Origin of the sequence: Kitasatospora sp. CM 4170, assembly GCF_032110285.1 — a bacterium.
GTDB lineage: Bacteria > Actinomycetota > Actinomycetes > Streptomycetales > Streptomycetaceae > Kitasatospora > Kitasatospora aburaviensis.
Genome location: NZ_CP134877.1, coordinates 3,827,897 through 3,854,853, shown reverse-complemented (window position 1 = coordinate 3,854,853; position 26,957 = coordinate 3,827,897). Strand labels below are relative to the sequence as shown.

Below are 26,957 nucleotides of genomic sequence, written 5' to 3'. Positions count from 1 at the left end.
TGCTGATGGACGTTCAGTGTGGCGAGACGAATCGTCTCGTCTCGCTTGGCTCCGTCACGTCACCGAACCAGGAGGTCCGCATGACCCGCTCCGCGCACATCGCCGTGGTCTCGATCCCGGCCCACGGCCACGTCAACCCGAGCCTCGCCGTGATCACCGAACTGGTCGCCCGCGGCCACCGGGTGAGCTACGTCAACGACCCGTCCTTCGCCGCGGCGGTCGAGTCCACCGGGGCGACCCTGGTGCCGTACCCGACCGCGCTGCCCCTGGAGGACGACTCCCAGGTCTGGCTGCAGGATCCGGTGGGGATCCAGAACCTCTTCCTGGACGACGCCGTGGCAATGACCCCGGTGGTCCGCAAGCTCTTCGCCGAGGACCGGCCCGACCTGCTGCTGTACGACATCGCCGGGTTCGCCGGTCGGGCGGTGGCCGAGGCGCACGGCGTGCCGGCCGTCCAGCTGTCGCCGGCGTTCGTCGCCTGGGACGGCTACGAGCAGGACCTCGCCGAGATGATCGACGCGATCCGCAACGGCCCCGGCGGGGCCGCGCACTACCGGCGGTTCGCCGACTGGCTGGCCGCCACCGGCGCCGCCGAGCGGGACGTCGACGCTTTCAAGGGCCGCCCGGAGAAGGCGATCGCGCTCGTCCCGCGCGCCCTGCAGCCCAACGCCGACCGGGTGGACCCCGAGCGGTACACCTTCGTCGGTCCGTGTGCCGGCGACCGCTCGCACCAGGGCGACTGGCGGCGGCCGGGCGCTGCCACGGGGGACGCCCCTGGCGAAGGGCGCGGGAGGGTGCTGCTGGTCTCGCTCGGCTCGGCCTTCACCCACCAGCCGGCCTTCTACCGGGAGTGCCTGAAGGCCTTCGGCGACCTGCCCGGGTGGCACGTCGTGCTGCAGGTGGGCCGGCACACCGACCCGGCCGAGCTGGGCGAGGTGCCGGCCAACGTGGAGGTGTACCGGTGGGTGCCGCAGGTGGCCGTCCTGGCGCAGGCGGACGCCTTCGTGACCCACGCGGGCATGGGCGGTGCGAGTGAGGGGCTGCAGGCTGGCGTGCCGATGATCGCGGTGCCGCAGGCCGTCGACCAGTTCTCCAATGCGGACCGGCTGGTGGAGCTGGGTGTCGCCCGCCGCCTGGACACCGGGCAGGCCACCGCGGAGGCGCTGCGCGAAGCGCTGTTCGCGCTGGTCGGCGACCCGGCGGTGGCCGCGCGGCTCGACGCGCTCCGGGTGGCGGCGCGGGCCGAGGGTGGCACGTCCCGGGCGGCGGACCTCGTCGAGGCGGCGCTGGCCTGAGGTCCCGGCGTGGCCTCCCCGGGCCGGGCGCGGGGGTGCGGCCGGCCCGCTCGGGAGCCCTTCCGTCGGGCCGGTCGGGTGGTGAGGTGCGGCCGGATGGCCCCGGACGGTTGTCATATCTCCATTCACCTGATGAGATGGTGTATATGGATATGCACAGTGCTGCGGCCCCCCACGCGCCGCTCGTCCAGGTCGGCAAGGCCGACGTCAGCGCCGAGGACGTGCTGGCCGTCGCCCGTGGCAACGCCAAGGTCGAGCTCGGCCCCGACGCGCTCTCCGAGATGGCGACCGCGCGCGCCCGGATCGACGCCCTCGCGGCCGAGCCGCGCCCGGTCTACGGTGTCTCGACCGGTTTCGGCGCGCTCGCCGTGCGCCACATCAGCCCCGAGCTTCGCGCCCAGCTGCAGCGCTCGCTGGTGCGCTCGCACGCCGCCGGCATGGGCCCCGCCGTCGAGCGCGAGGTGGTCCGCGCGCTGATGTTCCTTCGGATGAAGACGCTGGCCTCCGGCCGGACCGGCGTGCGCCCGGTGGTCGCCCAGACCATGGCCGCCATCCTCAACGCCGACATCACCCCGGTGGTCCGCGAGTTCGGCTCGCTCGGCTGCTCCGGCGACCTCGCGCCGCTGTCGCACTGCGCGCTGGTGCTGATGGGCGAGGGCGTGGCGACCGGCCCGGACGGCGTCGAGCGGCCCGCCGGCGAGCTGCTCGCCGAGGCCGGCATCGAGCCGGTCGAGCTGCTGGAGAAGGAGGGCCTGGCCCTCATCAACGGCACCGACGGCATGCTCGGCATGCTGGTCATGGCCATCGCCGACCTGTCGCGGCTCTTCACCACCGCCGACATCACCGCCGCGATGACCCTGGAGGCGCTGCTCGGCTCCGACAAGGTGCTCGCCCCCGAGCTGCACGCCCCGATCCGCCCGCACCCGGGCCAGGCGCTGTCCGCGGCCAACATGCTCGCCGTCCTCAAGGACTCCGGCCTCACCGGCCACCACCAGGACGACGCGCCGCGGGTCCAGGACGCCTACTCCATCCGCTGCGCCCCGCAGGTGGCCGGCGCCGGCCGCGACACGCTCGCCCACGCCGCCCTGGTCGCCTCCCGCGAGCTGGCCGCCTCGGTCGACAACCCGGTGGTGCTGCCGGACGGCCGGGTCGAGTCCAACGGCAACTTCCACGGCGCCCCGGTCGCCTACGTGCTGGACTTCCTCGCGATCGCCGCCGCCGACCTCGGCTCGATCTCCGAGCGTCGCACCGACCGGCTGCTCGACAAGGCCCGCTCGCACGGCCTGCCGGCCTTCCTGGCCGACGACCCGGGCGTGGACTCCGGTCTGATGATCGCCCAGTACACCCAGGCCGCGCTGGTCAGCGAGAACAAGCGCCTCGCCGTCCCGGCCTCGGTCGACTCGATCCCGTCCTCCGCGATGCAGGAGGACCACGTCTCGATGGGCTGGTCCGCCGCCCGCAAGCTGCGCCAGGCGGTCGACAACCTCGGCCGGGTGCTGGCCGTCGAGCTGACCGCCGCCGCCCGCGCGCTGGAGATCCGTCAGCAGGCCGAGTCCGGCGGCCGGGTCGCGCCCGCCACCGCGGCCGCGATGGCCGCGGCCCGGGAGGCCGGGGTCGGCGGGGCCGGCCGGGACCGCTTCCTCTCGCCGGACCTGGAGGCCGCCGCCGCGCTGGTCGCGTCCGGTGAGCTGATCCGGGCGGTCGAGCAGGTCACCGGCCCGCTGGCCTGACCCCCGGTGCCGTGGGAGCGGGTGGGACTCAGTCCCACTCGCTCCCGGACCGCTTCTCGCCGCGCTCGCCCCGCCGGTCGCCAAGTGCGGCGGCGATGTTGACCCCGACGATGCCGGTCCAGCACACCACCAGGCCCATGAAGCCGGTGAAACCGTTGGTCCCGCCGTTGGTGGCGATGGCCGTCAGCGGGATGCCCAGGACCAACGAGACCAGCGGCAGCTTCGAGTTGGCGCGGCCGAACCCGCGGCGACGGGCGAGGTGGGCCGGCCCGTAGTCGTCCATCCGCTCGGCGACCCGGCGCTCCACCCGGGAGTCGACGCGGGCGTCCAGCCGGGCGTCGAGCCGGGTCAGGAACGAGTCGACCAGCTCGGACTCGTACTCCTTGCCCAGCTCCTTGCGGGCCTGCAGAGTGGCGTCGAGGTCGCGCCTCAGGTCGTCCTGGCGAGTGTCCATGAGGTCAAGCCTGGCCCCCCGGTACCCCGCGGGTCCATCGGTTCGCACGGTAATCGGGGCAGGCTCAGGGGGAAATCAGGGTTACCCCGAGGGCGGCTCCCGCGGCGGTTCCCAAGCCGGCTCCGAGGCCGGTTCCGGAGCCGCCCCGCCCGCGGTCGCCGCGCCGCCCCGGCCGGCGGGGTCGTCCCACCGGACGTCCCGCTGGACGAGACGTCTTTGCCAGTCGCGACGTGCTGCTGCACAGTCGTCGTCCGAACAGCTCGCACCCGGAGGTATCGCTGATGACCGCCACCGACGAAACCGGCACCGTCGGCCCCTCCGCCCGGCTGCTCCAGCTCTTCGAGGGGCACCGGCTGACCCCCACCCAGCGGCGGATCGCCCACTCGCTGGTCCGGCACGCCAACGAGGCGCCGTTCCTCTCCAGCGTCGAGGTGGCCGAACTCGCCGGCGTCAGCCAGCCCTCCGTCACCCGCTTCGCGGTCGCCCTCGGCTACGACGGCTACCCGGCGCTGCGCAAGCAGCTGCGCGAGCTGGGCGCCGGCGAGCCGGTGGCACCGGAGACCCCGGACGACGCGGTGCGCAACGAGCACCAGCAGGCCGTGCTCGCCGAGATCGAGCACCTGCGCCACCTCGCCGAGCTGCTGGCCGACCCCGAGCCGATCATCCGCGCCGCCCGGCTGCTGGCGGCCTCCCGGCCGCTGCCGGTGCTCGGCCTGCGGGCCGCCTCGGCGCAGGCCCGCGGGTTCGCCTACTTCGCCGCCAAGGTGCACCCGGACATCCGGCTGCTCGACGAGGGCGGCAGCATGCTGGCCGACCGCCTCGAACAGGCCTCGGCGGCCGGTGCCACCGCGCTGCTCTGCTTCGCGCTGCCGCGCTACCCGCGCGAGCTGATGGACGCCCTGGCGGTGGCCCGGGAGTGCGGGCTGACGGTGCTGACCGTCGCCGACAGCGCCTTCGCGCCGGTGGCCAAGCTCTCCGACCTGATGCTCCCGGCCGCCGTCGGCACCGGGCTGGTCTTCGACACCGCCTGCGCACCGATGATGCTCGGCCGGGTGCTGCTGCAGACCATGTGCGACGAACTCCCCGGTGCGGAGGCCCGGCTGGAGGCGATCGAGCAGTCGGCGGCGGCCCGCGGGCTGTTCTTGGAGTGAGCGGGGCCCGGAATGAGCGGCGCGGCCCCGGGCGGAGCGCGGCCCGGCCCCGGGCGGGCCTTGAGCGACCGCGCCCGGGAACCCGGCCGATCAGGCGGCGAGCGCCTGCCGGAGCCGGCCCAGGGTGGCGCGCATACCGATCCGGTTGGCCTGGGCCCGCCGCTCGGGGGCGACCCCGGTGAAGACCTTGCCGAGCAGCTCGGCGAACGGCGCGCCCCGCCCGGTGCGCAGGTCCCGCCAGTACTCGGTGACGGTCGTGCCGCCGTCGCCGTCCGGCTCGAAGCGGTAGCCCCACTCGGCGATCGGCAGCCCGAACGAGTCCACCCGGAAGGCGAATTCGCGGTCCTGGTCGGCCACCGTGACCCGGGAGGTGGTGAACCAGACATAGAGCCCGCGGCGGTTGAAGCCGACGAAGCGCTCACCCCTGCGCAGCGGGCCGCGGCGCGCCCACACCGCGCGGCACTCCGGGCTCCACTCGCCCATCCGGCGCACCTCGCTGACGGCGCGGTACACGGCCGCCGGCGCGGCGGCCATGCTGATGCTCTCCTCGACACTCCACTCGCGGCCCATCCCGGCCCCTCCCCGTTCGCATGCCGACGCTCGTCGATCCGTCAGCGACCGTACCTCCAGGTTGCCGATCCGCCCAGAGCGGGCATCACTTCCGGTAGGGGGTGCCCTCATGCGCGTGATCCACGAGATGAAGTTCGTCGGCCGGCTCGCCTCCGGCGCCGACGAGTGGTCCTGCCCGGCCTGCGGACGCCGCGTCACCCTGCGCCGCCTGCCCGAACCCGAACTCACCGTCCTCGACCCGGGCGACGAGACCGCCGTCCACGTCGGCGTCATCGAGCCCGACGCGCGCGCGGCCGCGGCGGCCGACAAGTACGGCCTCGGCCCGGTCCAGGAGGTCCCCCGCCCGCCCCGTCCCGCCGCCCCGGCCGTGCCGGACGAGGAGGACCGCCGCTGGCTCGCCGAGATGGGCATCGACTGGGACGGCGGCGCGGCGGCCTGAGGGCCGCGGGGTGCGGCGCCGCGCGTGGTGTCGGAGGCGCGCGGTGCTGGGGTGTGCGGTGTCGGGGGCGTGCGGTGGGGCGCGCCGTCGCGTCCTCCGATCGTCGGCGCTGGGCCGAGTGGCTGGTGTTCGCCTGATTCAGGGTAGCGCTCGGGGATCCGGCGCACCGGCGCTGATCGGATGGGTCCGGGGTCTGGTCGCGGGCTGATTGTTTGGATATATTCAGCCAGACCAAGACTGAATGAATTCATCCGCAGGGAGGCCAGGACATGGTGCAGCAGCAGACGAGCGGACCGCGCGAGGTGCGTGCGGCGCGGGGGACGGGGCTCACGACGCAGGGGTGGCAGCAGGAGGCGGCCCTGCGGATGCTCATGAACAACCTCGACCCCGAGGTGGCCGAGCACCCGTCGAAGCTCGTCGTCTACGGCGGCACCGGCAAGGCCGCGCGGGACTGGCGCTCCTTCGACGCCATGGTGAAGACGCTGCAGGGCCTGAAGCAGGACGAGACCATGCTGGTCCAGTCCGGCCGCCCGGTCGGCGTGATGCAGACCCACGAGTGGGCGCCGCGCGTGCTGATCGCCAACTCCAACTTGGTCGGCGACTGGGCCAACTGGGAGGAGTTCCGCCGGCTGGAGAGCCTCGGGCTCACCATGTACGGCCAGATGACCGCCGGGTCGTGGATCTACATCGGCACCCAGGGCATCCTCCAGGGCACCTACGAGACCTTCGCCGCCGTCGCCAACAAGCGCTTCAACGGGACCCTGGAGGGGACGATCACCCTCACCGCGGGCCTCGGCGGGATGGGCGGGGCCCAGCCGCTCGCCGTCACCATGAACGGCGGCGTGGCGATCTGCATCGACTGCGACCCGTCCCGGATCGCCCGCCGGATCGAGCACCGCTACCTGGACGTCGAGGCCAAGAACCTCTCCCACGCCCTGGAGCTGGCCACCGCCGCGCGCGACAAGAAGCAGCCGCTCTCCATCGGCCTGCTGGGCAACGCCGCCGAGCTGTTCCCGCAGCTGCTCGCGATGGACGCGCCGATCGACATCGTCACCGACCAGACCAGCGCCCACGACCCGCTGAGCTACCTGCCGATCGGCGTCGCCTTCGACGACATGGCCACCTACGCGGCCGAGAAGCCGGCCGAGTTCACCCAGCGCTCGCGTGAGTCGATGGCCAAGCACGTCGAGGCCATGGTCGGCTTCCAGGACCGCGGCGCCGAGGTGTTCGACTACGGCAACTCGATCCGCGGCGAGGCCCAGCTGGCCGGCTACGACCGCGCCTTCGCCTTCCCCGGCTTCGTCCCCGCCTACATCCGCCCGCTCTTCTGCGAGGGCAAGGGCCCGTTCCGGTGGGCGGCGCTCTCCGGCGACCCGCAGGACATCCACAAGACCGACAAGGCCGTGCTCGACCTCTTCCCGGAGAACGAGTCGCTGCACCGCTGGATCAAGATGGCCCAGGAGAAGGTGCACTTCCAGGGCCTGCCCGCGCGCATCTGCTGGCTCGGCTACGGCGAGCGCGACAAGGCCGGCGAGCGCTTCAACGACATGGTCGCCTCCGGCGAGCTCTCCGCCCCGATCGTGATCGGCCGCGACCACCTGGACTGCGGCTCGGTCGCCTCCCCCTACCGGGAGACCGAGGCGATGCTGGACGGCTCCGACGCGATCGCCGACTGGCCGCTGCTCAACGCCATGGTCAACGTCGCCTCCGGCGCCTCCTGGGTCTCCATCCACCACGGCGGCGGCGTCGGCATCGGCCGCTCGATCCACGCCGGCCAGGTCACGGTGGCCGACGGCACGCCGCTGGCCGGCGAGAAGATCCGCCGGGTGCTCACCAACGACCCCGGCATGGGCGTCATCCGGCACGTCGACGCCGGCTACGACCGGGCCGACGAGGTCGCCGCCGAGCGCGGGGTGCGCATCCCGATGGGTGAGCTGTGAGCGACTCCTTCCTGGAGATGTGGGCGGAGCTGCTCCCCGTGGGCCGCTCCGCCTCCTCCGGCGGCTACCGCCGCTTCGCCTGGAACTCCGCGGACGCCGAGTGCCGGGCCTGGTTCGAGGAGCAGGCCCGCAAGCGCGGCCTGGCCTACGAGCTGGACCGCAACGGCAACCAGTGGGCCTGGCTGGGCGACCCGCAGGGCGAGGGTGCGGTCGTCACCGGCTCGCACCTGGACTCCGTCCCGGACGGCGGCGCCTACGACGGCCCGCTCGGCGTGGTCTCCTCCTTCGCCGCGCTGGACGAACTGCGCTCGCGCGGAACCGAGTTCACCAAGCCACTGGCGATCGTCAACTTCGGCGACGAGGAGGGCGCCCGGTTCGGCGTGGCCTGCATCGGCTCCCGGCTGACCGCCGGCGTGCTCGGCCGGGAGGCCGCGTACGAGCTGCGCGACGCCGACGGCGTCCGGCTGCCCGACGCGATGGAACGGGCCGGCTACGACCCCGCGGCCATCGGCGCGGACGGCGACCGGCTGGCCCGGATCGGCGCCTTCGTCGAGCTGCACGTCGAGCAGGGCCGCTACCTGGCCGAGGACCAGCCGGTCGGCGTGGCGAGCGCGATCTGGCCGCACGGCCGCTGGCGGTTCGACTTCCACGGCGAGGCCAACCACGCCGGCACCACCCGGATCGAGGACCGCCGCGACCCGATGCTCACCTACGCCAACACCGTGCTCTCGGCCCGGAAGAAGGCGAAGCTGGCGGGCGCCCTGGCCACCTTCGGCAAGGTCGCGGTGGAGCCCAACGGCACCAACGCGATCGCCTCCCTGGTCCGCGGCTGGCTGGACTCCCGGGCCGCCGACGAGGCGACGCTCACCGCCCTGGTCGAGGAGATCGAGCGGGCCGCGTACGAGCGCGGCGAGCGCGACGGCGTCCGGGTCGAGCTGACCCGCGAGTCCTACACCCCGGTGGTGGACTTCGACGGCCCGCTGCGCGACCGCCTGGCCCGGCGGCTGGACCGGAACGGGGCGCCCGGCGGCGTGCCGATCCTGCCGACCGGCGCGGGACACGACGCCGGAATCCTGGCATCGGCGATCCCGACCGCCATGCTGTTCGTACGGAACCCGAGCGGCGTCTCGCACTCCCCGGCCGAGCACGCCGAGACCGCCGACTGCCTGGCCGGGGTCGCCGCGCTCGCCGACGTACTGGAGGACCTGGCGTGTCAGTAACCTACTGGGCGCAGTACGCCTGGCTGCCCCACGTCAACGGGCCGGTGGTCGAGCAGGACGTGCTGATCGCCACCGGGACCGGCGGCAAGATCGCCAAGGTGACGCCGGACAGCGGGCCCTGCCCGCCCGGCGCGGTCCGGCTGGACGGGCTGCTGCTGCCCGGCCAGGCCAACGCCCACTCGCACGCCTTCCACCGGGCGCTGCGCGGCAACGTCCAGGTCGGCTCCGGCACCTTCTGGACCTGGCGCGACACCATGTACCGGTTCGCCACCGCGCTGGACCCGGACAGCTACCTGGCGCTCGCCACCGCCGTCTACGCCGAGATGGCGCTCGCCGGCGTCACCGCGGTCGGGGAGTTCCACTACCTGCACCACGCGCCCGGCGGCGCCCGCTACGACGACCCGAACGCGATGGGCGAGGCGCTGATCGAGGCGGCCGCCCGGGCCGGCATCCGGATCACCCTGCTGGACACCTGCTACCTCTCCTCCGGCTTCGGCGCCGAGCCGACCAAGCCGCAGCGCCGGTTCAGCGACGGCGACGCCGACGCCTGGGCCGAACGCGCCGCGGCGCTGCGCCCGCGCGAGCACGCCCGGATCGGCGCGGCGATCCACTCGGTCCGGGCCGTGCCCGCCGAGCAGCTCGGCACCGTCGCGCACTGGGCGTCGATGCGCAAGACCCCGCTGCACGTCCACCTCTCCGAGCAGACCGCCGAGAACGACGCCTGCCTCACCGCGCACGGCGTCACCCCGACCCGGCTGCTCGCCGACCACGGCGCGCTCGGCCCGCGCACCTCCGCGGTGCACGCCACCCACCTCACGGAGGAGGACATCAAGCTCCTCACCGACTCCTCCACCACCATCTGCATGTGCCCCACCACCGAGCGGGACCTCGCGGACGGCATCGGCCCGGCCCGCCAACTGGCCTCGGCCGGCTGCCCGGTGACGCTCGGCAGCGACAGCCACGCCGTCATCGACCCGTTCGAGGAGGCCCGCGCGCTGGAGCTGGACGAGCGGCTGCGCACCCGCACCCGCGGCCACTGGACGGCCAACGCGCTGCTGCGCGCCGGCACCGAGGACGGGCACGCCTCGCTCGGCTGGCCGGAGGCCGGGCGGATCGAGGCCGGCTCGCTGGCCGACTTCACCGTGATCGCGCTGGACTCCGTGCGCACCGCCGGGCCGCCCTCCCGGCTCGGCGCCGAGATCGCGGTCTTCGCCGCCTCGGCCGCCGACGTGCGGCACCTGGTGGTCGGCGGCCGGCACGTGGTCAAGGACGGCGTGCACCAGCTGGTGCCGGACGTCCCGGGCGCGCTGCACTCCTCGATCGCGGCGCTGAGCTGCTGAGAGATCCCGTTGACCCCCGGGGCGGGGCGGGCACCGGGCCCGTCCCGCCCCTCGTCCATCCCGAAAGGCCTGACGTGAGCACCCCCAGCACCCCCAAGAGCGACGGCATGCCGAGCACCCTGATCACCGGCATCGGCAGCCTGGTCACCAACGACCCCGCGCAGGGCACCGGGCCGCTGGGCCTGCTCACCGACGCGGCCGTGGTGGTGGACGGCGGCACGATCGCCTGGGTCGGCCCGGCCGCCGAGGCACCCGCCGCCGACGAGCGGTTCGACGCGGCGGGGCGGGCGCTGCTGCCGGGCTTCGTCGACTCGCACGCCCACCTGGTGTTCGCGGGCGACCGCACCGCCGAGTTCAACGCCCGGATGTCCGGCCAGTCGTACACCGCCGGCGGCATCCGCACCACGGTGGCCGCCACCCGGGCCGCGAGCGACGCCGAGCTGGACGCCAACCTGGCCCGGTTCGTCCGCGAGGCGCTGCGCCAGGGGACGACCTCGATCGAGTGCAAGTCCGGCTACGGGCTGACCGTGCCGGACGAGGCGCGGGCGCTGCGGATCGCCTCCTCGTACACCCCCGAGACCACCTACCTCGGCGCCCACGTGGTCGCGCCCGAGTACGCGGACGACCCGGCCGGGTACGTCGACCTGGTCACCGGCGAGATGCTGGACGCCTGCGCGCCGTACGCCCGCTGGGTGGACGTGTTCTGCGAGAACGGCGCCTTCGACGGGGACCAGGCGCGCGCGATCCTGACCGCCGGCGTCGAGCGCGGCCTCACCCCCCGGGTGCACGCCAACCAGCTCTCCTACGGTCCCGGCGTGCAGCTCGCCGTCGAGCTGGGCGCGGCCTCCGCGGACCACTGCACCCACCTGACCGACGAGGACGTGGCGGCGCTGGCCGGCTCGGCCACCGTGGCGACGCTGCTGCCCGGCGCGGAGTTCTCCACCCGCGCCGCCTACCCGGACGCGCGCCGGCTGCTCGATGCGGGCGCCGTGGTGGCGCTCTCGACCGACTGCAACCCGGGCTCCAGCTTCACCAGCTCGATGGCGTTCTGCATCGCGGTCGCGGTGCGGGAGATGGGGATGACGCCGGACGAGGCGGTCTGGGCGGCCACCGCGGGCGGCGCGCACGCGCTGCGGCGGACGGACGTCGGCACGGTGGCCGTGGGCGCCCGCGCCGACCTCCAGCTGCTGGAGGCGCCCTCGCACGTGCACCTCGCCTACCGGCCGGGGGTGCCGCTGACGGCGGCCGTCTGGCGGGCGGGCGTGCGCGAGGTCTGACCGACGCACCGCGGGGAGCCCCCGCGCCCTCACCTGGGCGCGGGGGCTCCTCCCGTTCGGGCGGGGCCTCCGGTCGGGGCCCTCGGTCGGGATCGCGGACGGAGCCCCGGGCGGCGCCGGCGTCAGGCGAGGCCGAGCGAGCGCTTCAGGAAGTCCAGCTGGTGGTGGTGCAGGTTCTCCGCCACCGCCTCGTCGGTGGGCGTGTGGGTGGTGCCGCTCAGCGGCAGCACCTCGTGCGGGCGCCCGGCCGCCAGCAGGGCTCCGGAGAACCGCAGGGCGTGGACGGGGAACACGTTGTCGTCGGCGAGGCCGTGGACCAGCAGCAGCGGGCGGCGCAGCCGCGGCGCGTCGTCGATCAGCGAGCAGGCGTCGTAGCGCTCGGGGTACTCGTCGGGGTGGCCGAGGAACCGCTCCTGCCAGTGGGTGTCGTAGAGCCGCTGGTCGGTGGGGGCGGCCCCGGCGACGGCGGCGTGGAAGACGTCCGGCCGCCGCAGGACGGCGAGTGCGGCGAGGTAGCCGCCGTAGGACCAGCCGCGGATCGCCACCCGGTCGAGGTCGAGCAGCCCGGGCCGGAGCCGGGCGGCCTCGTGCAGCCCCTCGACCTGGTCCTCCAGGGCCGGGGTGGCCTTGTCCCCGAAGATCTCCTTGTCCCAGCGCGGCCCGCGACCGGGGGTGCCGCGGCCGTCGACGGCCAGCACGGCGAAGCCCTGGTCGGCGAACCACTGCGAGACCAGCTCCGGCCAGCCGCCGCCGGTGGTGACCTTCTGCAGCGCCGGCCCGCCGTACGGGTCGAGCAGGACGGGCAGCGGCCCGTCCCCGGGGCGGTGGCCGGTGGGCCGGAACAGCGCGGCGCACAGCCCGCGCGGGCCGAGCCGGAGCAGCTCCGGCCGGGCGGTGAGGACGGGCGCCTGCGCGAACGAGGCCAGCGGGAGCGCCGGGCGGCCCTCGGACAGGACGGTGGTCCGGCCGGCCGGGGCGCCGGCGGCCCGGGTGGTGAGCACGAGCGTGCCGCCGCGCCGCACACCGGTGTGCAGGCCGGGCCCCTCGCTCAGCCGGCGCAGGCCGGCGGCGGGCTCGTACAGCCAGAGGTGGGTCTCGGTGGGCTCCTCGGTGGCGGTGAACAGCACCTGCTCGCCCTCGGTCCCGAGCACCGCGCGCAGCTGCAGCCCGGCCGGGGTGACGGGCTGGCCGGCCACGGTGAGGTGGCGGGTCCCCCCGCGGTCGGCGGAGCCGACCGGCGCCCCGGAGGCCGTCCGGACCGGCAGGCCGGGGACCAGCTCGACCCAGTGCTCGTCGCGCTGCTCGGCCAGGGCGCTCGTGCCGCCGTCCGGGGCGATCGCCAGGGTGCGGACGGTGCGCTGGTCGCGGCTCTGCACGGCGGCGTACGGGCCGTGGTCGTCCCAGCCGGCGGCGGTGAGGTACTCGTAGCCGGCCCGGTCCCAGCGGACCTCGGTGCGGGCCCCGGGGCGGTCCGGGTCGAGGGGGAGCAGCCAGAGCGAGACGTCGGCGTTGGCGGTGCCGGCCAGCGGGTAGCGGACCGTCCGCGGCCGGCGCTGCGGCTCGGCCGGGTCGGCGAGGTGGAGGCGGCTCAGCGGGCGGTCGTCGACCCGGGTGGCGAGCAGCGCGGTGCCGTCCGGGGACCACCAGTGGCCGCGGGTGCGGTACATCGACTCGGCGGCGACGTGCTCGGCCGTGCCGTACGCCACCTCCTCGTGCTCGGGCTCGGCGAGGGCCCGGTCGCCGCGGCCGTCGGTGCCGACCACGCGCAGGGCGCCGCCGCCGACGTAGGCGATCCGCCGGCCGGCCCGGTCGAGGCGCGGGTCGTACACCGGGGCGGCGGTGGGGACGGGGCGGACGGTGCCGTCGGCGGTGTCCACGAGCCAGAGCGCGCCGTGGAGCGCGAAGACGGCGAGCCGGCCGGTTCCGTCGGTGCCGAAGGCGGTGATGCCGGTGGTCAGCACCCGGGCGCGCTCACGGTGGATCCGCTCGGCCTCGGGGAGGGCGGCGTCGTCGGCGCCGAGCGCGGCGGGGTCGGCGAGCAGCCGCTCCGCGCCGGTGGCGGTGTCGAGCGCCCAGAGGCAGGAGACCGGGTCGTCGCCGGCCCGGCTGCGCAGGAAGAGCACGGTGCGGCCGTCGGCGGAGACGGCCGGCGCGGCGGGGGCGCCGAGGGTGAAGCGTCGGGTGCGGGCGAGCTGACGGGGGAGTGAGTCGGTCGGCATCCCGTCACCCTCGCACGGCCGGGGCCGGAGAGGCGGCCGGGGCCGGAAACGTGGTGGGGCCGGAAACGCGACCGGGGCCGCCGTGGATCTCAGGAATCCACGACGGCCCCGGGGCCGGTGCCAGGTCGGCTGGGCGTCAGTGCACGTCGCCCATCAGCTTCACGACCTTCTTGCGGTACATCGCCAGTGCGACGCCGGCCACGATGGCCATCGCACCCTGGAACGCGAAGTACCCGGTGGATCCGACCACCTCGTCGCCGAGGACGAGCTGGAAGATGGCCGCGACGCAGTCACCGGCGGTGACGGCGAGGAACCAGACACCCATCATCTGGCTGGCGTACTTCGCCGGGGCCAGCTTGGTGGTGACGGAGAGGCCGACCGGGGAGAGGGTCAGCTCACCGACGGTCTGGATCAGGTAGACCATGGCCAGCCAGAGCGGGGTGACCTTGGTGCCGCCCGAGGCGGCGGCCATCGCCAGCATCATGACCAGGAAGGAGCCGCCGATCATCAGCAGACCGAAGGCGAACTTCATGGTGGTGCTGGGGTTCTTGCTCCTGCGGGCCAGGGCCACCCACAGCCAGGCGAAGACCGGGGCCAGCGCCATGATGTACAGCGGGTTCAGCGACTGGAACCAGGTCGACGGGAAGTTGAACCCGAACAGCGTGGACGAGGTGTTCTCGTCCGCGAAGATGCTCAGCGTCGAGCCGGACTGGTCGTAGATCATCCAGAACACGGCGGCGGCGATGAAGAACCAGATGTAGCCGCTCATCCGGGACCGCTCGGTCTCGTCGAGGTCCTTGTCCCGCTTCACCTTGGCGAAGACGAAGACCGGGATCGCGATGCCCGCGATCGACAGCGGCCAGATCGCCCAGTTGATGGTGAAGTGGCCGGTCAGCGCGACGATCGCGTAGAAGACGGCGGCCAGGCCCAGCCAGATGCCGGCCTTCTTGAAGATCGCGCTCTTCTCGGCGGCCGAGATCGGCGAGGTCACCACGTCGCTCTTCGGGCTCAGGTGGCGGGTGCCCAGCAGGAACTGGGTCAGGCCGAGCGCCATGCCGATGCCGGCGAGCGCGAAGCCGAGGTGCCAGTTCACGCTCTGGCCGACGGTGCCGATGACCAGCGGGGCGGCGAAGGCACCGAGGTTGATGCCCATGTAGAAGATCGTGAAGCCGCCGTCGCGACGCGGGTCGTTCGGGCCGTCGTACAGGTGGCCGACCATCGTCGAGATGTTGGCCTTCAGCAGGCCGGAGCCGATCGCGATGAACGCCAGACCGACGAAGAACGACGCGCTCATCGGAACGGCCAGCAGGAAGTGGCCGATCATGATGATCACGCCGCCGACGGCGACGGTCTTGCGGGCACCGAGGAAGCGGTCCGCGATCCAGCCGCCCGGGAGGGCGAGCAGGTAGACCATCGCCGTGTACACGCTGTAGACGGCGGCGGCGACGGCCGCCTTCATGCCGAGGCCGCCCTCTGCGACGGAGGCCGTCATGTAGAGGACCAGCAGGGCGCGCATGCCGTAGTAGCTGAAGCGCTCCCACATCTCGCTCATGAAGAGAGTGGCGAGTCCACGGGGGTGCCCGAGGAAGGTCTTGCCGCTGGGAGAGGCCGGCTTGAGGCCGGCGTCCAGGGTCGTAGACGCCATGTGTAGGGGTTCCTTGCCTGACAGCGTCCGCCAAGGGGGGTGGAGGCGGACGTGGACGGAACCACTGTACGTGGCGATATTTGGCGCCATCGGCTGACAAAACGTGGCAATTAGGTATGCCGATGGTAAAGCCTGCGACAGGCTAACTTGTTCGATCCATGGTCTGGCCGCGGTAATTCCTTCGGATTGAAGATCGAAGCGCAGAATCTTCGCTGAACGCGCGGTCGGGGGTGGTCCGTTGAGCGGTGTTCGCCGTCCGTATAACGATCACGCTCTGTGAACTACCTCACAGCGACAACGGCCATACCCCGGCGGACTACCATCACCACATGACCTGTGTGCTGCTCGCCGAGGACGATCCGGCGATCTCCGAACCCCTCGCCCGGGCCCTGCGACGCGAGGGGTACGAGGTGCTCGTCCGCGAGGACGGCCCGACCGCGCTGGCCGCCGGGCTCACCGAGGAGGTCGACCTCGTCGTCCTCGACCTCGGGCTGCCGGAGATGGACGGCCTGGAGGTCTGCCGGCGCCTGCGCGCCGACGGCAAGAGCTGCCCCGTCCTGGTGCTCACCGCCCGGGCCGACGAGGTGGACACGGTGGTCGGCCTCGACGCGGGCGCCGACGACTACGTCACCAAGCCGTTCCGCCTCGCCGAGCTGCTGGCCCGGGTCCGGGCCCTGCTCCGGCGCGGCAACGTCGACCAGCTCACCACCGGCGCGCACGGGGTGAAGATCGACATCGAGTCGCACCGCGCCTGGCTCGGCGAGGAGGAGCTCACCCTCTCCGCCAAGGAGTTCGAGCTGCTGCGGGTGCTGGTCCGGGACGCCGGCCGGGTGGTCACCCGCGAGGAGATCATGCGCCAGGTCTGGGACACCACCTGGTGGACCTCCACCAAGACGCTGGACATGCACATCTCGTGGCTGCGCAAGAAGCTCGGCGACGACGCGGCCAACCCCCGGTACATCGCCACCGTGCGCGGGGTGGGTTTCCGGTTCGAGAAGAATTAGGGCTGATCCACAAGTCAGACCCTGGGTCCGGCCAGGGGCACCCGCCCCGGCCCGGGTCCACAGCACCACGGGGAGCGGCAGCGTGAAACGCCGGATGATCAACTCGCTGCTGGGCGTCGTCCTGGTGGTCGTCGTCGTGTTCTGCGTGCCGCTCGCCCTGGTCGAGAAGCGCACCATCGTCAACGCCGCCCAGGACCGCGTGGACGCCGCGGCCGTCCGGGTGCTCGCCCTGGTGGAGAACCGGCTCGCGGCCGGCGAGCCGGTCACCGGCGACAAGTTCGCCAACCAGGTGACCGACGGCCAGTACGTCGAGGTGGACATCCCCGGTCAGCCGATCGTCTCCAGCGGTACCCAGCCCGACGGGGACCACGTGCTGAAGGCCGTCGAGCAGGGCGCCAGCGGCGAGACCGTCACCGTGGAACAGTCCCGGGCCGCGGTCGACCACGAGATCGCCAACATGCTGCTGCTGCTCGGCGTGGTCGCCCTGCTCGCCGTCCAGGCCGCCGTCGCCCTCGCCGTCTGGCAGGCCAAACGGCTCGCCCGCCCGCTCACCGACCTCGCCGAGACCGCCGAGCGGCTCGGCTCCGGCGACCCCCGCCCCCGCGACCGCCGCTACGGCGTCCCCGAACTCGACCGGGTCGCCGAGGTCCTGGACGTCAGCGCCGAGCGGATCGCCCGGATGCTCACCGCCGAGCGGCGGCTCGCCGCCGACGCCTCGCACCAGCTGCGCACCCCGCTCACCGCGCTCTCGATGCGGCTGGAGGAGATCACCGCGCTCGCCGAGGAACCGGACACCGTCAAGGAGGAGGCGACCATCGCCCTCCAGCAGGTCGAACGGCTCACCGACGTCGTCCAGCGGCTGCTCACCACCCAGCGGGACCCTCGCAGCCCCACGGCGGTCGCCTTCGACCTCGACGACGTGATCAAGCAGCAGGTGGAGGAGTGGGGGCCGTCGCTCCGCGGCACCGGCCGGGTGCTCCAGGTGGAGGGCCTGCACGGCGTCACCGCAGTCGGCACCCCGGGCACGGTGGCGCAGGTGCTGGCCACCCTGATCGAGAACTCGCTGATGCACGGAGCCGGGACGATCACGCTGCGGGTGCGGCCGTCCGGGACGTCGGTGGTGGTCGAGGTACAGGACCAGGGCGCGGGGGTGCCGCCGGAGCTGGGCAACCGGGTCTTCGAACGCGCGGTCAGCGGTCGCAACTCGACCGGCATCGGGCTGGCCGTCGCCCGCGACCTGGCGGAGGCGGACGGCGGCCGGCTCGAACTGCTCTCACTGAAGCCGCCGGTGTTCGCGCTCTTCCTGGGGCGGAGCCGCAGGAACGACTAGCGGGGTCTGGGGCGGAGCCGCAGGAACGACTAGCGGGGTCTGGGGCGGAGCCGCAGGAACGACTAGCGGGGTCTGGGGCGGAGCCGCAGGAACGACCAGCGGGGTCCGGGGGAGCCGGACCGGATCAGCCCGGCATCATGCCCAGCTGCTTCATCAGGCCCATGACGTCCCACTGCCACCAGCCTTCCTGGATCATGCCGTCCTTGAAGCGGAAGGTGGTCGTCCCGCGTCCGACCACCGACTTGCCGGTGGACGGGACGCCCATGAAGGCGGCCTTCTGCGTGGCGTTCCAGGTCCAGCGGAGGGCGACCTCGTCGCCGTCGGCGAGCCGGCTCTCGATCGCGAAGCTGAAGTCGAAGGCGTTCACGTAGCCGCTGCAGCGCTCCTTGAACGCCGCCGCGCCGACCGCGTCGCCCTCGCTGCCGTAGTCGTGGTCGCGGTAGTCGGCGGCCATGCACTCGTCGATCACGCCGAGGTTGCCCTTGGCGAGCTCGTCGAGGACGCGGACGGCGACCGCCTTGTTGAACTGGGTGTCGCGGACCACGTCGAGGTCGGTGAAGGTCGGCGGCTCATCGCAGAGCGCCACCATCTCCCGGAAGATCCGGTCGGTCTCGGGCAGACTGGAGTTCCGCATCGCCTCCTCGTAGGAGGGGAACTCCACGATCTCCACGACGTGCTTGGTGTCGGCGCGGTCGGTGGCCACCACCGCGTGGCCGGCCGTCCGCCTGCCCCTGGTCTGCTCGGCCCACGTGTCCATGAGCCGGTTGAGGTCGTCCAACCGGTCGGTCTTGCAGTCGATGATCTGGACGAACGCCATGGCGAGCCTCCTGGGTAGCCCCCCTCGGCCTCGATCGTCCGCCGGCCGTGCTCACCCCCGGTAAGACCACTGTCCTCTCGTCCCGGTGGCCCGGGCAAGTGGACGCGGGTGCCTACTCGGCCTTGGCGTACCGGATCTCCTCGGTGGCCAGCATCAGTTCGGCCTGGGCGACCAGGCCGGGGGCCTCGCCCTCGGCGGCCTCCGGCTCCGGGACCGCCGTGAACACCCAGGTCCGGTACGAGACGAAGCGGAACACCGTGGCCACCGCGAGGCCGGCTACCTTCGCGGCCAGCTGCTCGAAGTGCGAGTCCAGGCCCAGGACGTAGACCGAGAAGCCCAGCACCCCGGTCTCGATCAGCATGCCGGCGCCGCTGAACAGCAGGAACAGCGTGATCTCGCGCTTGCGCGAGGCCGCATCGCGGTCCCGGTACAGCCAGTAGCGGTAGCCGAGGTAGTTGGTGGCGATGGCCACCAGCGTGGCGGCGATGTTCGACCGCAGCGAGGCCAGGTGGAGCCCGTTGATGCAGATCCAGAACACGGCGAAGTTGACCACCACGCCGCTCAGGCCGACGATGGCGAACTTCACCACCTCGCCCGACAGCCCGCGCAGCTTCTGCGCCAGCGAGGGGTTCGACGCCGTGGTCGTCGCCATACCGGGCTGCCTCCATGTACCTGCCGACGAGGGGGCCCGGAGCGGGTGCGCGGCTGACCCCTGGAGCCCTGCGTGCACACACATGATCTGACCGCGCGTAGCAGGACCTGGCGAACCAGGCTACCCGGTTCCGCCGATCGGCTCAGCCCCGAGGGCGCCAGGTTGACATCTACGCGCGTCCGCTCCCTCCGCCCCGCCGGTGGTTCCACCGCCCCCGACCGGCCCGGATATCCTGGGCCGCGTGACTTCCCCGGGCAATGCGAATTTTCCAGTGGTGGGCATGATCGGCGGTGGGCAGCTGGCCCGCATGGCACACCAGGCGGGCATCCCGCTCGGGGTCAGGTTCAAGCTCCTCGCCGACACGCCCCAGGACTCCGCCGCGCAGGTGGTCTCCGACGTCGTCCTCGGTGACTACCGCGATCTCGACACGCTCCGCCGCTTCGCGGCCGGCTGCGATGTCGTCACCTTCGACCACGAGCACGTGCCGACCGAGCACCTGCGGGCCCTGGAGGCCGACGGCATCGCCGTCCGCCCCGGCCCGGACGCGCTGGTCAACGCCCAGGACAAGGGCGTCATGCGGGCGCGGCTCGACGCCATCGGCGTCCCCTGCCCGCGGCACCGGATCGTCGCCGACCCGGCCGACGTCACCGCCTTCGCGAACGAGGGCTCCGGCTACCCGGTCGTGCTGAAGACCGTCCGCGGCGGCTACGACGGCAAGGGCGTCTGGGTCGTCGACGACGAGCAGCAGGCGCAGGCGCCGTTCCTGGCCGGCGTGCCGGTGCTGGCCGAGGAGAAGGTCGACTTCGTCCGCGAGCTGGCCGCCAACGTGGTCCGCTCGCCCAGCGGCCAGGCCGTCGCCTACCCGGTGGTGGAGAGCGTCCAGGAGAACGGCGTCTGCGCCGAGGTCACCGCGCCGGCGCCGGACCTCGACCCGGCCCTCTCCGACGAGGCCCAGCAGCTGGCCCTGCGGATCGCCGGCGACCTGGGCATCACCGGCCACCTCGCAGTCGAGCTGTTCCAGACCCGGGACGGCCGGATCCTGGTCAACGAGCTGGCCATGCGCCCGCACAACTCCGGGCACTGGAGCCAGGACGGCGCCGTCACCTCGCAGTTCGAGAACCACCTGCGGGCCGTGCTCGACCTGCCGCTCGGCGACCCCCGCCCGCGCGCCAAGTGGACCGTCATGGTCAACGTCCTCGGCGGCGACTACCCGGACATGTACCACGCCTTCCTGCACTGCATGGCCCGCGACCCGGGCCTGAAGATCCACATGTACGGGAAGGACGTGAAGCCCGGCCGCAAGGTCGGCCACGTCAACGTCTTCGGGGACGACCTCGACGACGTCCGCGAGCGCGCCCGTCACGCGGCCGCCTACCTGCGAGGAACGATCACCGAATGACCCACCCGTCGCCCGGCCACCACCCGCGTTCGAGCGCTGACGCGAGCACCCCCCTCGTCGGCATCGTGATGGGCTCGGACTCCGACTGGCCCGTCATGGAGGCCGCCGCCCAGGCCCTCGACGAGTTCGAGATCCCGTACGAGGTGGACGTCGTCTCCGCCCACCGGATGCCGCGCGAGATGGTCGCCTACGGCGAGAACGCCCACAAGCGCGGCCTGAAGGCGATCATCGCGGGCGCCGGCGGTGCCGCCCACCTGCCGGGCATGCTCGCCTCGGTCACCCCGCTGCCGGTCATCGGCGTGCCGGTGCCGCTGCGCTACCTGGACGGCATGGACAGCCTGCTGTCGATCGTCCAGATGCCGGCCGGCGTGCCGGTGGCGACCGTCTCGGTGGCGGGCGCGCGCAACGCGGGCCTGCTGGCGGTGCGGATGCTCGCCGCGTTCGACCCGGAGCTGACCGAGCGGATGACCGACTTCCAGGCCGAGCTGAACGGCCAGGCCACCGAGAAGGGCAAGAAGCTCAGGGCCAAGGTGGCGGGTTCCTCCTCCTTCGGCTTTGGAAAGTAGTCATATCGGATACAACAGCTCGTATGACCTCTGAGCTGCTGGATCCCTCCTCCGCCACCGCCCTGTTGGAGCGCGCCCGGGCTCTGCTCCGCGCCGCCCCCGTGGTCGACGGGCACAACGACCTGCCGTGGGCGATGCGCGAGCAGGTCGGCTACGACCTCGACGCGGTCGATCTGGCCGCCGACCAGAGCGCCCGCCTGCACACCGACCTCGCCCGCCTCACCGCGGGCGGGGTCGGCGCGCAGTTCTGGTCCGTCTACGTCCCCTCCCGGCTGGCCGGCGACCACGCGGTCAGCGCGACGCTGGAGCAGATCGACTTCGTCCGGGCGCTGGCCGAGCGCTTCCCCGACCGGCTCCGGCTCGCCCTCACCGCGGACGACATGGAGGCCGCCCGCGCCGAGGGCCGGATCGCCTCCCTGATGGGCGCCGAGGGCGGCCACTCCATCGACTGCTCGCTCGCCACCCTGCGGGCGCTGTACCGGCTCGGCGTCCGCTACCTGACGCTGACCCACAACGACAACACCCCGTGGGCCGACTCGGCCACCGACAAGCCGGCCGCCGGGGGGCTCACCGCCTTCGGCGAGGAGGTCGTCCGGGAGATGAACCGGCTCGGCATGCTGGTCGACCTCTCGCACGTCTCCGCCGACACCATGCGCGACGCGCTGCGCGTCACCGAGGCGCCGGTCGTCTTCTCGCACTCGTCCGCGCGGGCCGTCTGCGGCCACCCGCGCAACGTCCCGGACGACGTGCTCGCCGCGCTCGCCGGCAACGGCGGCGTGGCGATGGCCACCTTCGTGCCCAAGTTCATCCTGCCCGCCGCCATCGAGTGGACCGCCGCGGCGGACGAGAACATGCGCGCCCACGGCTTCGACCACCTCGACACCACCCCGGCCGCGATGGCCTGCCAGCGCGCCTTCGAGGTGGCCAACCCGCGCCCGGTCGCCACCCCGGCCACCGTCGCCGACCACCTCGACCACATGCGTGAGGTGGCCGGCGTCGACCACATCGGCATCGGCGGGGACTTCGACGGCACCGCCTTCCTCCCGGCCGGCCTGGACTCGGTGGCCGGCTACCCGAACCTGATCGCCGAGCTGCTGGGCCGCGGCTGGTCGGAGGCCGACCTCGCCAAGCTCACCTGGCACAACGCCGTCCGCGTCCTGCGCGACGCCGAGGCGGTCGCGGCCCGCCTGCGCACCGAGGGCCGCCGCCCGTCCATCGCCACCCTCGCCCGGCTCGACGGCTGAGACGGTCCGGCCCTGCCCCCACGCGGAGGGCAGGGCCGGGCGAACCGCCAGGGCCTCTCGTCAGGCCGGCGGGAGGAAGCGGAACTCCGGACCGTAGCGCTTGGTGGGGTCGTTGGGGAGCGGCTTCTCCATCAGGTCGCCGGCGGGCACGGCCAGGTCGAACATGCCGGCGATAGCCAGCTCCAGCTGATCGGCGGCATCCTCGCGGTCGTCCTTCTGCCAGGCCAGCTCCAGGGTGTGCAGCATCGTGCTGAAGGCCTGGTTGAAGTCGCCGATCAGCCGCTCCACCTCCGGGTCGGTAGGGGCGGTCGACGGGTCCGCGGCCCAGCCGCCGCGCGGGACCCTCGCCATCGGCCGGGCGGTCGGCAGCGGGATCTCGTCGCCGGCGAAGTCCCAGCAGGGCGGGTCCTCCCGGACCTTCACCAGCTTCCGGCCGCGGTGGATCTGCTCGAAGGTGTAGAAGTGGGCGAGTTCCCCCTTGACCCCCTCGAAGGGGTTGTCGGGGCTGAGCGAGGTGCCCTCCCCCTGTTCCTTGATGATCCGGATCGCCAGCTCGACGTCCTGGAGGGACGTCAGGGCGAACAGGCTGTTCCCCTTGCCGTGGTCCTCCAGGCTCCGGACCAGCTGCCGCCTGCCGGTGATCGGGAGTCCGGGCCGCCGGAACGCCCGCAGGATCGCGTCGTAGAAGGCGCCGATCGAGGGGAAGGTGTCGGCGGAACCGGCCGCGGGGCCGGTGGGGAGGTCGGTCGGCCGCTCGATCTCGGCGAACAGGCCGACCGCGTCCCGGGTGAGTCCGCCGAGGTGGACCGTCAGGTCCGGTCGCACCCCGCCGGGCAGCGGGCACGGGTAGGGCGGCACCACGGCGGCCGAGGCGAGGACCGGGGTGCCGCCGACGGTGGTGAGCATGTTGCAGGTGTGCCCCAGATGGGACATCTCGTCGAAGACGATCTCCTTGAGCATGCTGCGGACCTCGAAGTCCGACTCGGTGCTCGGGGTGAGCGACCAGAGGGCGCAGAGGTAGGGCGGCAGGGTGGAGAGCTCCAGCATGACGGCCTGCTGGAGCGAGTCGCGAAGCCACTCCTCGGAGCGGTCCGCCTCGGCCACGTCCATCAGCTCGATGATCGCGGTGCTCTCGTACTTGAGCCCGGCCAGGGTCATGGCGAGCCCCCTTTCGGTCGGCACGATCGGTTCGGGCCAACTGTTGGGGGCGCCGATGGCGGGGTGTACGAACCGGGGGCGTGTCGCGGCGTTTCGCCCCGAACGGTGGGTGTGCGCCGGCTCGCGTGCGCCGGTGGGGGCTCAGTCGAGCAGCGGGATCTCGATGGCGGGGCACTTGTCCATGACCATCGCCACCCCGGCGGCCGTCGTCCGGGCGTAGGCGTCCTCGTCCACCACGCCGAGCTGGAACCAGACCGCCTTCGCCCCGGCGGCCACCGCCTGGTCGGCGACCTCGCCGGCCAGCGCGCTGTTCACGAAAACGTCCACCACGTCGATCTCGAACGGGATCTCGGCGAGCGAGGCGTACCCCGGTTCGCCGAGCACCGTCTCGGCCTTGGGGTGCACCGGCACGATGCGCTTGCCGTGGCGCTGGAGCACCCTGGCGACGCCGTACGCGGCCCGGGCGGTGTTGTTGGACAGACCGACCACGGCCCAGGTTTCGCCCTTGGCCGTCAGGATGTCGCGGACCGTCGCGTCGTCTCCGTAGCTCGTCATGCCGGTGCCAACGAAGCACCCCGGTGGGGGATTCCCGCCCGTCGGGGGCGGGTGTGGCTCAGCTCGGGCGGCCGAGGGCCCGGTACGTCCAGCCGGCCGCCCGCCAGGCGTCGGCGTCCAGGGCGTTGCGGCCGTCGAGGAGGCGGCGCTCGGCGACGACCTCGCCCAGCACGGCCGGGTCCAGCTCGCGGAACTCCTGCCACTCGGTGAGGTGCAGCACGACGTGCGCCCCCTCGGCCGCCTCCAGCGCGGACTCGGCGTAGGCCAGGCCGGGGAACATCTTGCGGGCGTTGTCCGTCGCCTTCGGGTCGTACACCGTGACCTGGGCGCCCTGGAGCTGGATCTGGGCGGCCACGTTGAGCGCGGGGGAGTCCCGGATGTCGTCCGAGTTGGGCTTGAACGCGGCGCCGAGGACGGCCACCCGGCGGCCCAGGAAGCCGCCGTCGCACTGCTCGCGGGCCAGCTCGACCATCCGGGAGCGGCGGCGCATGTTGATCGAGTCGACCTCGCGCAGGAAGGTCAGCGCCTGGTCGGCGCCGAGCTCGCCGGCCCGGGCCATGAACGCGCGGATGTCCTTGGGCAGGCAGCCGCCGCCGAAGCCGAGGCCCGCGTTGAGGAACTTGCGGCCGATCCGCTCGTCGTAGCCGAGCGCGTCGGAGAGCAGCGTGACGTCCGCGCCGGCCGCCTCGCAGACCTCGGCCATCGCGTTGATGAACGAGATCTTGGTGGCGAGGAAGGAGTTGGCGGCGGCCTTGACCAGCTCGGCGGTGGCGAAGTCGGTGACCACGAACGGTACCCCGGCCGCGATCGGGTCCGCGTACACCTCGCGCAGCAGCTGCTCGGCGCGCTCGCTGCGGACGCCGACCACGATCCGGTCCGCGCGCAGGGTGTCCTGGACGGCGAAGCCCTCGCGCAGGAACTCCGGGTTCCAGGCGAGCTCGGCGCCCTCGCCGACCGGCGCCTGGGCGGCCAGCCGCTCGGCCAGCCGGCCGGCCGAACCGACCGGGACGGTGGACTTGCCGACCACCAGCACCGGGCGGGTCAGGTGCGGGGCGAGCGCGTCGATCGCGGCGTCCACGTAGGACATGTCGGCGGCGAACTCGCCCTTGCGCTGAGGGGTGTTGACGCAGATGAAGTGCACGTCGCCGAACTCCGCGGCCTCCTGGGCGGAGGTGGTGAAGCGCAGCCGCCCGGTCGAGCCCTCGTGGCCGGCCACGTGCTTGAGCAGCAGCTCGGACAGGCCCGGCTCGTACATCGGGACCCGGCCGGCGGTCAGCATGGCGATCTTGTCGGGGTCGATGTCCAGGCCCAGCACCTCGAAGCCGAACTCCGCCATGGCAGCGGCGTGGGTGGCGCCGAGGTAACCGGTGCCGATCACGGAGATGCGGAGGGTCACGGGTTCCCCTTTGCAGGATGTCGACCGGGGGGTCTGGTCGGCTGGACGGACAGGACGTGCGACCCCGATGCTATCCGCCGCTCCCTACCCGGCCCAGGCCGTCCCAGCAGGACCGATGATCCGGCCGACGGGGGCGCGGTTTCCGGCCGGGCGCCGGAGCTGTGCGGCGATCTGGCCGGAACCCCGGCGCGGCCGGTGTGACCGACGGCACAATGCGCGCATGGATCCGAACGCCGAACGCCAGAACGGGCCGCGGCGCCCGGACGAGCCGTCGCACGCCGAGGAGCCGGCGCGCCCGGAGGAGGCGGCCCACGCGGACGCGCCGGCGGACTCGGAGGCGGCCCACGCGGACGCGCCGGCGCACTCGGAGGCCTCCGCGCTCCCCGCGGAGTCCGCGCGCCCCGGAGCCGGCCTGAGCCTCTTCGAGCCGAGGGGCGGCGAGGACGCCGCCGTGGACGGCCCGGGGGAGGGCGACGGGCCGGAGCCGCCCGCCCGGCGCCGCCGCACCCGCCGCGTCCTGCTCTGGACGCTCTCCGCCCTGCTCGTGCTGGCCCTCGGCGCCGGCGGCACCGTGTACTGGGTGGCCCAGCACTACGCCTCCTCGGTCACCCGTATCCCGGACGCCTTCCCGACCGCACCGGAGTCCGCCCAGCCGCGGCCCGTCCCGGCGAGCGGCCTCAACCTGCTGCTGGTCGGCCTGGACGCCCGTTCCGACGTCCCGACCACCGGGAGCGCCGCCAAGGCCCCGGCCTGGCGGGCGGGGGCGGCCCGCAGCGACACCATGATGCTGCTGCACCTCTCCGAGGACCGCCGCAGTGCCTCCCTGGTCTCGCTGCCCCGCGACACCTGGGCGGACGTCCCGGGCCACGGCCGGGCCAAGCTGAACGCGGCCTACTCCTGGGGCGGCCCGGCGCTGATGACCGAGACCGTGCAGAACCTCACCGGCATCCGGATCGACCACCTCGCCGTGATCGACTGGAACGGCTTCCGCGCCCTCACCGACGCGGTCGGCGGGGTGGACATCACCGTGCCGCGCACCATCGAGGCGGTCGGCGAGGCCCGCGCCTGGGAGGCCGGCACCCACCACATGGACGGCGCGCAGGCCCTGCTGTACGTCCGCGAGCGCTACGGCCTGCCCGGCGGGGACCTCGACCGCACCAAGCGGCAGCAGAACTTCCTCCGCTCGCTGATGCTGCGGATCATGGACTCCGGCACCCTGACCAGCCCGTCGAAGCTCGGCGGCCTGCTGCAGTCGGTCGGCGAGGTGGTCAGCGTCGACGACCGGCTCTCCAACACCGATCTGTTCCAACTCGCCTGGAGCCTGCGCTCGCTGCGCCCGGACGACGTCCGGTTCATGAACGCGCCGTTCGGCGGGTTCGACACCAGGGACGGGCAGAGCGTGGTGCTGCTGGACGAGCGTGCGGCCGCGCAGCTCTGGGAGGCGATGCGCAACGACCGGATGCCGCAGTACTTCCGCGACCACCGGGCCGGCGACACCCTCGGCGCGGACGTCGACTGACCTAGGCAGCCGCAGGTCGGAGCCCTAGGATCTCTAC

At 73.3% G+C, this 26,957-nt stretch carries 23 protein-coding genes; 14 read left to right on the top strand and 9 right to left on the bottom strand.

From position 1 onward, the window contains the following. Positions 1–80 precede the first annotated feature (80 nt). Together RMN57_RS16050 and hutH are read left to right on the top strand one after the other, a co-directional pair. A complete protein-coding gene (locus tag RMN57_RS16050; RefSeq protein ID WP_313764069.1) occupies positions 81–1,295 on the top strand; it encodes a macrolide family glycosyltransferase in 1,215 nt (404 codons plus the stop codon). Positions 1,296–1,447: 152 nt separating this feature from the next. Continuing rightward, positions 1,448–3,025, top strand: coding sequence for a histidine ammonia-lyase (gene hutH, locus RMN57_RS16045; RefSeq protein WP_313764068.1), 1,578 nt, complete (start codon positions 1,448–1,450; stop codon positions 3,023–3,025). Positions 3,026–3,053: 28 nt separating this feature from the next. On the opposite strand, the gene RMN57_RS16040 is transcribed toward hutH, so the two are convergent. Next, the gene (locus RMN57_RS16040) at positions 3,054–3,479 is read right to left on the bottom strand and encodes a hypothetical protein (RefSeq protein WP_313764067.1); all 426 of its coding nucleotides are present in this window, start codon (positions 3,477–3,479) and stop codon (positions 3,054–3,056) included. Positions 3,480–3,760: 281 nt separating this feature from the next. Between RMN57_RS16040 and RMN57_RS16035 the strand changes: the two genes are divergently transcribed. Continuing rightward, positions 3,761–4,630, top strand: a complete 870-nt coding sequence (locus tag RMN57_RS16035; RefSeq protein ID WP_313764066.1) for a MurR/RpiR family transcriptional regulator — start codon at positions 3,761–3,763, stop codon at positions 4,628–4,630. A gap of 90 nt (positions 4,631–4,720) precedes the next feature. Here the strand turns inward: RMN57_RS16035 and RMN57_RS16030 are convergent, their stop codons facing one another. Then, positions 4,721–5,200, bottom strand: a complete 480-nt coding sequence (locus RMN57_RS16030; protein ID WP_313764065.1) for an SRPBCC family protein — start codon at positions 5,198–5,200, stop codon at positions 4,721–4,723. Positions 5,201–5,309: 109 nt separating this feature from the next. Here RMN57_RS16030 and RMN57_RS16025 point away from each other — a divergent pair, with 109 nt between their 5' ends. From RMN57_RS16025 to hutI, 5 genes are all read left to right on the top strand, one after another. Beyond that, complete coding sequence (locus tag RMN57_RS16025) at positions 5,310–5,639, top strand: hypothetical protein (protein ID WP_313764064.1); 330 nt, start codon at positions 5,310–5,312, stop codon at positions 5,637–5,639. A gap of 269 nt (positions 5,640–5,908) precedes the next feature. After that, the gene (hutU, locus tag RMN57_RS16020; protein ID WP_313764063.1) at positions 5,909–7,579 is read left to right on the top strand and encodes a urocanate hydratase; all 1,671 of its coding nucleotides are present in this window, start codon (positions 5,909–5,911) and stop codon (positions 7,577–7,579) included. Between the two features lie 17 nt (positions 7,580–7,596). After that, a complete protein-coding gene (locus RMN57_RS16015) occupies positions 7,597–8,799 on the top strand; it encodes an allantoate amidohydrolase (protein WP_313767846.1) in 1,203 nt (400 codons plus the stop codon). Continuing rightward, a complete protein-coding gene (locus tag RMN57_RS16010; RefSeq protein ID WP_313764062.1) occupies positions 8,790–10,139 on the top strand; it encodes a formimidoylglutamate deiminase in 1,350 nt (449 codons plus the stop codon). Before RMN57_RS16015 ends, RMN57_RS16010 begins: the two co-directional genes overlap by 10 nt. Before the next feature lie 107 nt (positions 10,140–10,246). Then, on the top strand, positions 10,247–11,416 hold the full coding sequence (gene hutI / locus RMN57_RS16005) for an imidazolonepropionase (protein WP_313767845.1): 1,170 nt from the start codon (positions 10,247–10,249) through the stop codon (positions 11,414–11,416). A gap of 122 nt (positions 11,417–11,538) precedes the next feature. On the opposite strand, the gene RMN57_RS16000 is transcribed toward hutI, so the two are convergent. Together RMN57_RS16000 and RMN57_RS15995 are read right to left on the bottom strand one after the other, a co-directional pair. After that, positions 11,539–13,635, bottom strand: a complete 2,097-nt coding sequence (locus tag RMN57_RS16000; protein ID WP_313764061.1) for a prolyl oligopeptidase family serine peptidase — start codon at positions 13,633–13,635, stop codon at positions 11,539–11,541. Between the two features lie 136 nt (positions 13,636–13,771). Continuing rightward, positions 13,772–15,280 (bottom strand): oligopeptide:H+ symporter, encoded by a 1,509-nt coding sequence (locus RMN57_RS15995; RefSeq protein ID WP_313764060.1) that lies wholly within the window; start codon positions 15,278–15,280, stop codon positions 13,772–13,774. A 329-nt stretch (positions 15,281–15,609) separates the two neighbouring features. On the opposite strand from RMN57_RS15995, the gene RMN57_RS15990 reads away from it, so the two are divergent. Both RMN57_RS15990 and RMN57_RS15985 read left to right on the top strand, forming a co-directional pair. After that, on the top strand, positions 15,610–16,284 hold the full coding sequence (locus RMN57_RS15990; protein WP_030290974.1) for a response regulator transcription factor: 675 nt from the start codon (positions 15,610–15,612) through the stop codon (positions 16,282–16,284). Positions 16,285–16,366: 82 nt separating this feature from the next. Then, entirely contained in the window at positions 16,367–17,614 is a 1,248-nt protein-coding gene (locus tag RMN57_RS15985) for an ATP-binding protein (RefSeq protein ID WP_313764059.1), read from the top strand. 124 nt (positions 17,615–17,738) lie between these two features. On the opposite strand, the gene RMN57_RS15980 is transcribed toward RMN57_RS15985, so the two are convergent. Both RMN57_RS15980 and RMN57_RS15975 read right to left on the bottom strand, forming a co-directional pair. Beyond that, complete coding sequence (locus RMN57_RS15980; RefSeq protein ID WP_313764058.1) at positions 17,739–18,431, bottom strand: ester cyclase; 693 nt, start codon at positions 18,429–18,431, stop codon at positions 17,739–17,741. Positions 18,432–18,543: 112 nt separating this feature from the next. Continuing rightward, the gene (locus tag RMN57_RS15975) at positions 18,544–19,083 is read right to left on the bottom strand and encodes a GtrA family protein (RefSeq protein ID WP_313764057.1); all 540 of its coding nucleotides are present in this window, start codon (positions 19,081–19,083) and stop codon (positions 18,544–18,546) included. 241 nt (positions 19,084–19,324) lie between these two features. Here RMN57_RS15975 and RMN57_RS15970 point away from each other — a divergent pair, with 241 nt between their 5' ends. Genes RMN57_RS15970 through RMN57_RS15960 form a run of 3 tightly spaced genes read left to right on the top strand, consistent with a single transcriptional unit; the run spans position 19,325 to position 22,292 of the window. Next, positions 19,325–20,482, top strand: a complete 1,158-nt coding sequence (locus RMN57_RS15970; RefSeq protein WP_313764056.1) for a 5-(carboxyamino)imidazole ribonucleotide synthase — start codon at positions 19,325–19,327, stop codon at positions 20,480–20,482. Further along, positions 20,479–21,048: a 5-(carboxyamino)imidazole ribonucleotide mutase gene (purE, locus tag RMN57_RS15965; RefSeq protein WP_313764055.1), complete on the top strand. Its 570-nt coding sequence runs from the start codon at positions 20,479–20,481 to the stop codon at positions 21,046–21,048. The genes RMN57_RS15970 and purE overlap by 4 nt, the downstream gene beginning before the upstream one ends. A 23-nt stretch (positions 21,049–21,071) precedes the next feature. Beyond that, a complete protein-coding gene (locus tag RMN57_RS15960) occupies positions 21,072–22,292 on the top strand; it encodes a dipeptidase (protein ID WP_313764054.1) in 1,221 nt (406 codons plus the stop codon). Between the two features lie 60 nt (positions 22,293–22,352). On the opposite strand, the gene RMN57_RS15955 is transcribed toward RMN57_RS15960, so the two are convergent. The 3 genes from RMN57_RS15955 to RMN57_RS15945 form a co-directional block, all read right to left on the bottom strand. After that, on the bottom strand, positions 22,353–23,450 hold the full coding sequence (locus tag RMN57_RS15955) for a ferritin-like protein (RefSeq protein ID WP_313764053.1): 1,098 nt from the start codon (positions 23,448–23,450) through the stop codon (positions 22,353–22,355). 141 nt (positions 23,451–23,591) lie between these two features. Beyond that, the gene (locus tag RMN57_RS15950) at positions 23,592–24,005 is read right to left on the bottom strand and encodes a CoA-binding protein (protein ID WP_313764052.1); all 414 of its coding nucleotides are present in this window, start codon (positions 24,003–24,005) and stop codon (positions 23,592–23,594) included. A gap of 58 nt (positions 24,006–24,063) precedes the next feature. Then, complete coding sequence (locus RMN57_RS15945) at positions 24,064–25,401, bottom strand: UDP-glucose/GDP-mannose dehydrogenase family protein (protein WP_313764051.1); 1,338 nt, start codon at positions 25,399–25,401, stop codon at positions 24,064–24,066. A 220-nt stretch (positions 25,402–25,621) separates the two neighbouring features. Here RMN57_RS15945 and RMN57_RS15940 point away from each other — a divergent pair, with 220 nt between their 5' ends. Beyond that, the gene (locus RMN57_RS15940) at positions 25,622–26,920 is read left to right on the top strand and encodes an LCP family protein (protein ID WP_313764050.1); all 1,299 of its coding nucleotides are present in this window, start codon (positions 25,622–25,624) and stop codon (positions 26,918–26,920) included. The last annotated feature ends 37 nt before the right edge of the window (positions 26,921–26,957 follow it).

Excerpts from the sequence above, each read along its gene's own strand:
- RMN57_RS16035 (WP_313764066.1), top strand. The coding sequence starts at position 3,761 with ATGACCGCCACCGACGAAACCGGCACCGTCGGCCCCTCCGCCCGGCTG.
- RMN57_RS16000 (WP_313764061.1), bottom strand. The coding sequence starts at position 13,635 with ATGCCGACCGACTCACTCCCCCGTCAGCTCGCCCGCACCCGACGCTTC.
- RMN57_RS15950 (WP_313764052.1), bottom strand. The coding sequence starts at position 24,005 with ATGACGAGCTACGGAGACGACGCGACGGTCCGCGACATCCTGACGGCC.
- RMN57_RS15990 (WP_030290974.1), top strand. The coding sequence starts at position 15,610 with ATGACCTGTGTGCTGCTCGCCGAGGACGATCCGGCGATCTCCGAACCC.
- RMN57_RS15995 (WP_313764060.1), bottom strand. The coding sequence starts at position 15,280 with ATGGCGTCTACGACCCTGGACGCCGGCCTCAAGCCGGCCTCTCCCAGC.
- hutH (WP_313764068.1), top strand. The coding sequence starts at position 1,448 with ATGCACAGTGCTGCGGCCCCCCACGCGCCGCTCGTCCAGGTCGGCAAG.
- RMN57_RS16040 (WP_313764067.1), bottom strand. The coding sequence starts at position 3,479 with ATGGACACTCGCCAGGACGACCTGAGGCGCGACCTCGACGCCACTCTG.
- RMN57_RS16030 (WP_313764065.1), bottom strand. The coding sequence starts at position 5,200 with ATGGGCCGCGAGTGGAGTGTCGAGGAGAGCATCAGCATGGCCGCCGCG.
- RMN57_RS15940 (WP_313764050.1), top strand. The coding sequence starts at position 25,622 with ATGGATCCGAACGCCGAACGCCAGAACGGGCCGCGGCGCCCGGACGAG.
- RMN57_RS15960 (WP_313764054.1), top strand. The coding sequence starts at position 21,072 with ATGACCTCTGAGCTGCTGGATCCCTCCTCCGCCACCGCCCTGTTGGAG.
- RMN57_RS16015 (WP_313767846.1), top strand. The coding sequence starts at position 7,597 with ATGTGGGCGGAGCTGCTCCCCGTGGGCCGCTCCGCCTCCTCCGGCGGC.
- purE (WP_313764055.1), top strand. The coding sequence starts at position 20,479 with ATGACCCACCCGTCGCCCGGCCACCACCCGCGTTCGAGCGCTGACGCG.
- RMN57_RS15975 (WP_313764057.1), bottom strand. The coding sequence starts at position 19,083 with ATGGCGACGACCACGGCGTCGAACCCCTCGCTGGCGCAGAAGCTGCGC.
- RMN57_RS16050 (WP_313764069.1), top strand. The coding sequence starts at position 81 with ATGACCCGCTCCGCGCACATCGCCGTGGTCTCGATCCCGGCCCACGGC.
- hutU (WP_313764063.1), top strand. The coding sequence starts at position 5,909 with ATGGTGCAGCAGCAGACGAGCGGACCGCGCGAGGTGCGTGCGGCGCGG.
- RMN57_RS15980 (WP_313764058.1), bottom strand. The coding sequence starts at position 18,431 with ATGGCGTTCGTCCAGATCATCGACTGCAAGACCGACCGGTTGGACGAC.
- RMN57_RS16025 (WP_313764064.1), top strand. The coding sequence starts at position 5,310 with ATGCGCGTGATCCACGAGATGAAGTTCGTCGGCCGGCTCGCCTCCGGC.
- hutI (WP_313767845.1), top strand. The coding sequence starts at position 10,247 with ATGCCGAGCACCCTGATCACCGGCATCGGCAGCCTGGTCACCAACGAC.
- RMN57_RS15955 (WP_313764053.1), bottom strand. The coding sequence starts at position 23,450 with ATGACCCTGGCCGGGCTCAAGTACGAGAGCACCGCGATCATCGAGCTG.